Source organism: Acinetobacter sp. YH12106 (assembly GCF_013418995.1).
GTDB lineage: Bacteria > Pseudomonadota > Gammaproteobacteria > Pseudomonadales > Moraxellaceae > Acinetobacter > Acinetobacter pseudolwoffii.
The window spans coordinates 1-9,951 of sequence record NZ_VPAV01000038.1; the positions used below are offsets into that span (position 1 = coordinate 1).

The 9,951-nt window shown below is 40.7% G+C and carries 10 protein-coding genes and 1 pseudogene; 8 read left to right on the forward strand and 3 right to left on the reverse strand.

Going from position 1 to position 9,951, the window contains the following annotated elements; all coding sequences use genetic code 11:
* Both FTU45_RS14370 and FTU45_RS14375 read left to right on the forward strand, forming a co-directional pair.
* Positions 1–119 (forward strand): annotated as a pseudogene (locus FTU45_RS14370) (IS30 family transposase); the annotation flags it as partial.
* Between the two features lie 436 nt (positions 120–555).
* A complete protein-coding gene (locus FTU45_RS14375) occupies positions 556–774 on the forward strand; it encodes a hypothetical protein (protein ID WP_005097507.1) in 219 nt (72 codons plus the stop codon).
* Positions 775–935: 161 nt separating this feature from the next.
* Here FTU45_RS14375 and FTU45_RS14380 read toward each other — a convergent pair whose 3' ends face one another.
* From FTU45_RS14380 to FTU45_RS14390, 3 genes are all read right to left on the reverse strand, one after another.
* Positions 936–1,286 carry a hypothetical protein gene (locus FTU45_RS14380; protein WP_180076631.1) on the reverse strand — a complete coding sequence of 117 codons (351 nt, stop codon included), beginning with the start codon at positions 1,284–1,286 and terminating at the stop codon, positions 936–938.
* A 198-nt stretch (positions 1,287–1,484) separates the two neighbouring features.
* Positions 1,485–2,150, reverse strand: coding sequence for a hypothetical protein (locus tag FTU45_RS14385; protein ID WP_180076632.1), 666 nt, complete (start codon positions 2,148–2,150; stop codon positions 1,485–1,487).
* Positions 2,151–2,250: 100 nt separating this feature from the next.
* Positions 2,251–2,949: a DNA polymerase III subunit epsilon gene (locus tag FTU45_RS14390; RefSeq protein WP_005097503.1), complete on the reverse strand. Its 699-nt coding sequence runs from the start codon at positions 2,947–2,949 to the stop codon at positions 2,251–2,253.
* A gap of 538 nt (positions 2,950–3,487) precedes the next feature.
* Here FTU45_RS14390 and glyA point away from each other — a divergent pair.
* From glyA to FTU45_RS14420, 6 genes are all read left to right on the forward strand, one after another.
* Positions 3,488–4,738, forward strand: coding sequence for a serine hydroxymethyltransferase (gene glyA / locus FTU45_RS14395; protein ID WP_005097502.1), 1,251 nt, complete (start codon positions 3,488–3,490; stop codon positions 4,736–4,738).
* A 503-nt stretch (positions 4,739–5,241) separates the two neighbouring features.
* On the forward strand, positions 5,242–5,646 hold the full coding sequence (gene rnk, locus FTU45_RS14400; protein WP_005097501.1) for a nucleoside diphosphate kinase regulator: 405 nt from the start codon (positions 5,242–5,244) through the stop codon (positions 5,644–5,646).
* 291 nt (positions 5,647–5,937) lie between these two features.
* A complete protein-coding gene (locus FTU45_RS14405; protein ID WP_180076633.1) occupies positions 5,938–6,729 on the forward strand; it encodes a tellurium resistance protein in 792 nt (263 codons plus the stop codon).
* 16 nt (positions 6,730–6,745) lie between these two features.
* The gene (locus FTU45_RS14410) at positions 6,746–7,879 is read left to right on the forward strand and encodes a toxic anion resistance protein (protein WP_180049264.1); all 1,134 of its coding nucleotides are present in this window, start codon (positions 6,746–6,748) and stop codon (positions 7,877–7,879) included.
* 33 nt (positions 7,880–7,912) lie between these two features.
* Complete coding sequence (locus tag FTU45_RS14415; RefSeq protein ID WP_180076634.1) at positions 7,913–8,830, forward strand: hypothetical protein; 918 nt, start codon at positions 7,913–7,915, stop codon at positions 8,828–8,830.
* A 205-nt stretch (positions 8,831–9,035) separates the two neighbouring features.
* The coding region (locus FTU45_RS14420) for a thioredoxin family protein (protein ID WP_180076635.1) at positions 9,036–9,951 on the forward strand (916 nt) is incomplete at its 3' end.

Genomic DNA, 9,951 nt, shown 5'->3' on the forward strand with positions numbered 1-9,951 from the left:
CAAACGAACAAATAGAGCAGATAGAATTTGCACTCAACCATCGTCCTAGAAAAACACTAGGTTGGTATACGCCTAGTGAAGTTATGGCTGGTTTTTATACTGTTGCACTTGCCGCTTGAATCCGCCAAATTAATAAGCCTGAAATATCATAATTTAGTTTTGAAAAATGACAATTTAAATCTTGTATGAGTCTTCTTTTAGAAGTGTAAAGAGGGCTTGTAGGTCTGAAAAATGTTGCTATATTGAATTCATGGTAGGTCGTAAAACCAATAAGACGCTACCGATAAGTTGGACGGATCAATGACAGTTAGTTGAGTTTGATGTTGATCACCAAACAATAAATCTAGCACTAGCCATCCAACACAGAGCTCGCAGCAATGCGAGCTTTTTTAATGTCTGTTATAAAGCTTTGTTTAATGATTCCAGATAATTTCTTTTCTAATTGATTCATATAAAAAAGTTTACATTGCCAAATTCGCTAACATCTTGACGTTAAATAAGCGATTTAAGTGTGATATAAAAAATGGAAACTTAGAAAATAGAAAGGAGAGGAAAATGTCAAAGATTATTGATATAAAGGTGAAAGACCAATTTAGCAAGGTCATTGAGGCGAAAGCTTTATTACGTTCATTTGCAGAGCAACATCAGCATGATGCAATTGATCTGGTAAAAAAAATTGAACATATCGTGGTAGATGGCGAAACTATTTTACCGAGTATTGAACTGTTATTTGAAAGTCAAAAGTCTTCAAATATTTATAAAGTCGTAGAATAACTGGATCAATACGTTATACAAAGGTGAAAAAATTGAGTCCATCTATCCGATATTACAGGTTTAGCCATTAAAAACTCACCTTCCTGGTGAGTTTTTAATGAATGCAGAAAAGCAAAATTTATCCCCTATTAATAAAAAAGCCCACCGAGGTGAGCCAGAAATTAGATGTACTTAAGTTGTAAATTCACATCATATTTTTCAAATTCTTGCAGAATCTGTTTTAAGGTTTTCTGAGCGGTGATATGTTCGGGGCTTAAAGAAATTTCCTGACGAGTATTACTGTCAAAACATTCAATGGCTTGAATCAGCCAATGGTGTTCGATAGAGCTTTTTTGAATCACTACACGTCGCGGTTGTAAACTGTCACTGAGCTGGCGGGGCAGTACATAGGTAATTGCCAGTTGCACAAGTTCCAGTTCTTCAGCCGGACTTAAAAAGGTAATGACCCAATTGCCCACCTTGCTCAGTTGCATGGGGTTATCAAACGCATCGAATTCTAAATAATGTGACATATAGCAACCAAGCGGATTTTAATGATCACTATATGGCGAGATTTTCAGGTTTTTTCTATCCCGCTTAAGTCTGATATTTCAGGCTTTAAATTTAGAGATAATATAAATATAGTGTAAAATCAATTACTTATATTTGAAATCTAAATCTGCTTGATTGCTAAAGTCACTCATTTAAGAGTTTAAAAGACTAAGACATGCTTATTCATGAGCTTGATTTTGCTGTAATTGTGCCAAAGAAAAATTGATCTGTTTTAGAATGTGATTCAATTCTTGCGGAGGAAGTCGGCTTTCCTGCAGTGAGGTGATCCACTGTATTTGGCACATTTTTAAACTGCGCACATCCTGTACCTGTAAAATATGCTGAATTTGCTGTTTGGCCATCAAGCCACAATATTTTTGTAAGCTTTCCATCATCAGATATTTGAGCTCTTCAAAAGATAAAGCTTGCGGTTCGGGTAGATGGGGTTGATTGTCTGGATTTGTTTCAATAGATGAATTTTCTTGCAGCTCTTCGATAGGAACTAGGAGGTTTTTGCGGTTCTCGGTTACACAAGGGACGGGCAGAGGTGAATTTAAGGGACGGTAAATCTCGGAATGCGCCAAATTGATTTTGGTATCGACTTCTATGCCGGTCTGATGTGGACTGTTTGATATTATGCTGGTGTGAGCCGGAACAATTAAATCCATTTCACAAAGTTGCTCTAAAAGCTCGGCGGGAGCTAGTTGCTGCTTTAATCTCTCATGTAACAGATCAAAATCTTTGCTGCCGATTAGCACCAATAAGCGGCGTTGGCGTGCGGTCAAGGGGATAGAGCGATTCTGTAGCACCTCGACCCCACGTGGAGTTTTATAAAAATGCATCATAGCTGAATGAGTTGTTCACTAAATTCAGCTAGAGCATAGTCTGGGATAATTACAATAATATGAAGAATATATTAAAAAACAGATACTTGTTTTAAGGGGTTTAAAGCGTGCTAATCGCTGTATTTTCGAGAGCCTTACGCAAATAAGGATCCAGTTCATCTTGGCGCAATAGCCATTGCACATAGTCGGCAGGAAGCTCTGCAATTGCGCTACCGCGATGTTTACCAAAGTTAATCGTACGTGGAATTCGGGCATCTTCAGAAGCATCGAACAGCTCCTGCATACTGTTAATTTTCAGGTGGTGTACGATATGCATCAGGATGTTGGCAGTTAAAATAATATCCATATCGGCACGATGCGCTTTACGGATCATTTCACGTGCTCGTTCACTGCCTTTGGTAATCATATAAATCAGTGCAGAAATATTATGTGCTTCTGCATCGGGCCAGACCCGACGTGCTAAAGCCAGTGTACAAATCGCTTTAATTTTCGAGGTATCTACCCCACATTTTTCGACAGCACGAACGTCATAATCAATATTATGACCAATCATATAAATCGTTTCATCTGGCAGGCGAAAGGTACTGTAATGTGGCTGACCTTCCAGGTCAGACTCCAGAATATGATGCACCGCCATGGCGGCAAAAGAAATGGGTTCGTCACATGAATAGAGCTGATCAAACAGGCGGCTTTTATCCATACTGATTTTATGGTCTACAATTGCGACAGGCGCATAGGCAATTTCAATGGGTTGACCATTTAAAGTATGCGTTTCGGTATCAAGAATAATGGCCTGCATGCGTTGAGCACCATAAAAGAAGAGACAGACTCATATTAACGATAAATTGGGAAAAAGATTAGGCTGAATATTAAAAAATATACTTTTTAGCGCAAAGAATGCTGTCAATAAATCCAATCTTGCTGCAGGTTAAGGTTCAGAACTCTCATGCAGGAAAAGATTTAGCGGTACACCTGAAATGTTCTAGGGATTACCACGAAGTCGCTGCTCTAGGTTTATAGGGGATAAAAAGGTAAGCGGAACTTAGCTTGAATCTCATTTTAAAATGCTTGCAAAGCGCTCGAGAAAACCAGTCTTTTCACATTTCAAGCAAGACTAGATGGTGAAGGAATAAAAAATGCTCAAAATTTTAAAAGTTAAAAACTTTAACGCCAATTCAATAATTTGATTTTACTTAAATTGGTCATGATTTCTAAAGGCTAGAGCAATATTTATAAAAAACTGCAGAAAGTTCATGATCGAAAATGCAAAACTTCATGCTACAATACGCGCCAATCTTAGCACGGCTTAAAAGCCCTAAATCAATAGGACCTCGCTAATGTTTGCCAATATCTCTATTGCTGAATTTGATCCAGAATTAGCTCAAGCAATCTCGAATGAAGATGCTCGTCAAGAAGCTCATATTGAGCTAATCGCTTCTGAAAACTACTGCTCACCAGCAGTCATGGAAGCTCAAGGTTCAAAACTCACTAACAAATATGCGGAAGGCTACCCAGGTAAACGCTACTATGGCGGTTGCGAATACGTAGACGTGATCGAACAATTGGCGATTGACCGTGCTAAAGAACTCTTTGGTGCTGATTATGCTAACGTTCAGCCACATGCTGGTTCACAAGCAAACTCAGCGGTTTACTTAGCGCTTCTTAACCCTGGCGATACAGTTTTGGGTATGAGCCTTGCTCACGGTGGTCACTTGACTCACGGTGCAAAAGTAAGCTTCTCTGGTAAAACATATAACGCGATTCAATATGGTTTAAACCCAGAAACTGGCGAAATCGACTATGAAGAAGTTGAACGTTTAGCGGTGGAACACAAGCCACGTATGATCGTTGCAGGTTTCTCTGCATACAGCCAAATCGTAGACTGGCAGCGTTTCCGTGACATCGCGGACAAAGTGGGTGCTTACCTGTTTGTTGATATGGCGCACGTTGCAGGTCTGGTTGCTGCTGGCGTTTACCCAAGCCCAGTGCAAATTGCTGACGTAACAACGACAACGACTCACAAAACACTTCGTGGTCCACGTTCTGGTTTAATCCTTGCGAAAGCAAACGAAGAAATCGAGAAAAAATTACAGTCTGCTGTATTCCCGGGTAACCAAGGTGGTCCTTTGGTTCACGCGATTGCAGCGAAAGCGATCTGCTTTAAAGAAGCGATGGCGCCTGAATACAAAGAATATCAAAAACAAGTTGTGGTGAATGCAAAAGCCATGGCTGAAGTGCTAATCGCTCGTGGTTATGATATTGTGTCTGGCGGTACTGAGAACCACTTGTTTTTGTTGTCGTTAATCAAACAAGATATCACAGGTAAAGAAGCGGATGCCTGGTTAGGTGCTGCTCACATTACTGTGAACAAAAACTCTGTACCAAACGATCCACGTTCTCCGTTCGTAACTTCAGGTATCCGTATCGGCACACCTGCAGTAACAACCCGTGGTTTCGGTGAAGCTGAAGTACGTGACCTTGCGGGCTGGATTGCTGACATTCTGGATGCGAAAGGTGATGAAACGGTCATTAACGCGGTGAAAGCGAAGGTTGAAACTGTATGTGCTAAATTCCCAGTTTATGCATAATCGGTTTTAATCGGAAAGGAGCTCCCAACCGGGAGCTTTTTTTATAGCTGTTAAAATGACGAGAAAAAATCAGGATTTGGTTTAGCGCAATTCGAGTTAAACTATATCTATATCGCACCATGATTCAGGCCTAATATTTAATAGCTGATGTTGATAGGACAAGAAAATGAGTCATCAACAAAATCATATTGCGTTTTTCTGAATCTGGCTTAAAGTTTTTTATAGACCAATCTCATTTTTAAATATTTAAAAGAACTGATTTATTCATTGCCAGCTTTTTAGATCCACCCTGTACATTCTGCTTAGTACCTGAAAATTTTTATGCAAATTTCAGACGAGCTCAGGTGTTGGTGCAATAAGCGCTGTGAGTGAGATCATTTTCTTTAAATCTGAACATTGTATTTATAGGAATCATTCAAATATGGGCACAACCTGTATTTGGTGTTCCTGTTGGCTGTTGATTCATTAATTTTTTATTTAGGTATCTAACAAAGGTAATCAGGATGAATAAAACCACTATTATTTTATCTCAGCAGGATTTAGATCGTCTGGAAACCATGCTTGAGCATCAGACCAAGCTGAGCGAAACCATGATTCGTCTGGAAGATGAACTGGCACGTGCTGAAATAGTTGGCCCCGCGGAGATCGCAAGTAATATTGTCACCATGCATTCGCGTGTGTTACTGACTATTGCACCGTCTCCAGAGCCTGTGGAAGTCACACTGGTTTACCCACATGAGTTTAAAGGTGATAAAGGTCAGGTAAATGTGATTGCACCGATAGGCGCAGCCATTCTGGGCTTAGCCGAAGGTCAAACCATTGAATGGCCACAACCAGATGGCCACACCATGAAAGTGACCATTGAAAAAGTGCTTTATCAGCCAGAGAGTACCGGGGATTATCTCTGATATTGTCTTGAACGCATGCTCAAAAGCCATAGTAATATGGCTTTTTTCATCTATGATTTATGATTGATGTTCAAGAGTTTCATCAGACTAAGCTAGCAGTACAGCAAAATTTATCAAACACATTTGCTTTCATTGCAAAAAATATAATTAAAATAAAGATAAAACATGGATTTAGTTAAAGTGATGTAACGAATTTCTGGATAAATATACACAACGTGGTCTGTTTTTTTGCTACATTCGAGGATATTCAAGATTTTTATTTAATCTCTCTAAAAGGATACAGTCTTCGTCATGTCGCGATTTGAAGCTTTACCCGCCTTGACTGACATGTCTTTTGATCGTGAAGAAATACTGGCGATCAAACGTAATGAACTTGTGCCTGTACTGAGCCATCAATATGGACTGAATCATTATGCGGATTCTCTGATTCAGGCACAATCGGTGTTATTAAATGGGGTCGATCCGCATTTGACCCAACAGCTGAGCCAGACCATTGAGCAATTGATTCAGGCTTTGGCAGAATCTAAAAAATATCTGAAAAAACGTAAATTTAATGCACTACAAAAATGGCTTGGGATCGATCTGGATTATGGTTCGAGTCAGGTTGAATATTATCAGCGACTGGACCGTTTACTCGATCAAGCAGATCACCTAAGTCGTAAGTTACAGATTGAAATCCAGGAATCTCAGGCCCGTTTTCAGCAGCTTTTGGGTCTACGTGAGCAGATGGCCAAGCATATTGTCGCGGCAGACGAGTTTTTATCAGAATATCCGCTGTTCATCAAAAACCAGCATCCACTGGATAATTTTTCTGAGCGGCTTTCCAAGAAAATCAATACACTGCGTACCTTGCAAAGCAGTAATGACATTGCCATTACCCAGATGCAGCTTTCACAGCAGCTGTCCTTTAGCTTATTAGACCGCTTTAAAGAAGCGCAACAGGTCTTGATTCCGGCTTGGCAATATCATGTCCAACAAAGCCAGAGCAAGCACTCGACAAGTGATCTGGAAAAACTTGATAATAGCCGTGAAAGTCTGATTAAAACGTTAAAAAAATCCCTCGAGAAACCCTCGAAAACATAACAATATAAGGTGAACCATGACCAAGTCTGATTTAGTAAATTTACCTGTTGAAAGCTCGAATGAACTGGTCGAACAAAAATTTCAGCAAATGGATCTGAAAGAACTGGGCTTGCAACCTGCTGACTTTCAGGAAGTACTGGCAGCACGTAAAGAATTGCAGGATATGAGTCATAACAGCGTGGCTGAATATGGTAAAAATATTGCGACCAAAACCTCGACCTATACTGATGAATTACTGAATCTGGTCCAAAATAGAGATCTGGATGCGACAGGGCAGAAACTGAATCAGGTGGTGCAGGTGGCCCAGCAACTGAATACCAGCAGCATTTTAAGTCAAAAGAAAAGTTCAGGTTTTTTTGGCAATATCATCAGCAAGTTCAAAGGCGCAAAAGGCAACTTTGATGCACATTTCAATACCACCAAAGAGCAGCTCGATGTGCTGGTCAAAGAAATTGAAACCTCGCAGTCCGGTTTGAAAGCGCGTGTGGATACCCTGGATAAAATGTTTGACGGGGTACAGGATGAATATAAACAGCTCGGGGTACATATTGCTGCCGGCCGTTTACGTGAGCAGGAGCTACAGCAGGAAATCTCCGCTTTAACCGCTTTGCCGCAAGATCAGAGCACAACACAGAAAATTTATGATCTGAACCATCTGGCCAATAATCTGGAAAAACGGGTCAGCGATTTGCAGGTTTTGCAGCAATCTGCCATGCAAACCTTGCCGATGATCCGGATTATCCAGTCCAACAACCTGATGCTGGTCGACAAGTTTTATGCGATTAAAAATATTACTTTACCGGCATGGAAAAACCAGATCAGTCTGGCCATTTCTCTGAGTGAACAAAAGAACAGTGTCCAGCTGGCCAATACCATTGATGATGCCACCAATGAACTGCTGCGCCGTAATGCAGATCTATTGCATCAGAACTCTGTCGATACCGCAAAAGCCAATCAGCGCTCCGTAATTGATATCGAAACGCTTGAACATGTGCAAAACACCCTCATTAAAACAGTCAATGATGTGATACAGATTCAGAAAGAAGGTGTACAAAAACGCACAGAAGCAACCGTGCGTTTAAAGGCTTTACAGGATAATCTGAATCACTTGGTGATTGAATCAAGTACGAGCGGATCAAAGCCCAACTAAATATTGTGGTTGAAGATCTAAAAGGAGTAAAGATTGCCTCCCTTAGATAAATATGCGGTGTCTCCTGGTGAGATCAAGCAAGGCGTGGTTGCGCTCAAGAAACGTCAACGCAATTTGATGTTATTGGGTATCACCAGTTCTACGGTATTTATTGCCTCCATCATTGGTCTGTTTTTTCAGCAGGAACTGGTCTATGGCTTTTTTGGCCTGAGTACCGAAGTGCAGCAGTTACATTTACCGGTCAGTGTAGATGCCACGCTGGCCAGCATTGGTGATAGTCCGGATTATTTTTTTAGTTTGCTGAGCTGGTTTGGCTGGCTGATTATTAAAATTTTTGCTTCTTTTATCGGTGCATTTTTTATCATTGGCCTATTAAAGAAACTGCGTTTCTTTTATGTGCGCTTTCAGTCTTTTGTGCTGAAATTTGTCGCTTGGCTAATTGCCTTTATCGTGATCTGGTCGGGATTAACTTACTGGCAGCATGATTTACGGAATGACCGGCATGATGCTTATCAGCAGGTGGTGTATTACGATAGCAATATCAATGACAGTGAAATTGCACGATACCTCGCCGATTCAGAGATTGCCGCACCGGTAAAATCTTATTTACTGGCACAAACAGCACTTTTGCATAAACCGCAAGATTTATCGGCTGCAAAACCTTATGTATTCAATCTGGTAGAAGCAGAAAAGCAGGATGCAAAATTTGAGCAATATGGCTTTAAGTCGGAACAACTCTGGACCATGCAGCAACAGATCTATGGTCAAGCCATGACACCGGTTGCCAAGAGTGTAAATACGCAAGTACAACAGGCAAACCAGTTGAGTCAGATCACTTATCTGGTGATTATTGGAGTGGCCATTTTATCGGCATTTCTGAGTTTGGTTCTGTTCTTCTTGGCCAATTCAATCAAAGGCCGATCCTTGCGTATCGAGCAACGGATAAATTAATGTTTTAGAAATGCTCCTGTTTAGGAGCATTTTTTATCTGCTGATGAAACAGTATAAAAATTAAAAGTTGAAATACCAAAAATAATTATCAAACCAATGATCTAAAAAAACGATTTATAATATAAAAACAAACTGTTTTACCTATTTTGATTTATGCATTAATATCGCTTTATCAAATAAATATTTATTCCTTTGGAGCTTAGCAATGTTAGACCAAAATACTTCAGCTCAATTAAAAACACTACTCGAACGTCTGGAAAGCCCGATTGAACTGGTTGCGACTTTAAATGATTCCGACAAATCTGCAAAAATCAAAGAACTGGTAGAGGAAATCGCTGCATTATCTGATTTAGTCACTGCGCGTTTTGATGGCCAGAACCAACGTGCACCAAGCTTTGGTATTGCCAAAGCAGGTGAAGAACCACGTGTCTACTTCGCAGGTCTGCCAATGGGGCATGAATTCACCTCACTGATTCTGGCTTTACTACAAAGCTCTGGTTATGCACCGAAAGTATCTGCTGAAGTTTTAGAGTCGATTAAAGGCTTAGGGATCAAATCTGATTTTGATGTATTTGTATCACTCAGCTGCCATAACTGTCCGGATGTGGTTCAAGCCTTAAACCTGATTGCAATTTACAACCCGGGCACAACAGCCACCATGATTGATGGGGCATTCTTTCAGGATGAAGTGGAAGAACGCAAAATCATGGCGGTGCCGATGGTGTTCCAGGACAACCAGCATATCGGTCAGGGTCGTATGACGTTGGAAGAAATCGTGGCAAAACTGGATACCAACTCTGCAGCAAAAGAGGCTGAAAAGCTCAATGCCAAAGACGCCTTTGATGTACTGGTGATTGGTGGTGGTCCTGCAGGTAATACATCTGCAATCTATGCAGCGCGTAAAGGTATCCGTACAGGTATCGTGGCTGAGCGCATGGGCGGTCAGGTCATGGACACCATGGACATCGAAAACTTTACCTCGATTCAAAAAACCCAAGGTCCCAAGTTTGCTGCTGAAATGGAAGCACATGTACGTGAATACGGTGTTGACATCATGAACCTGCAACGTGTCTCTAACATCAAAGGTGCAGATGAAACAACGAATGGTCTGGTAGAAGTGA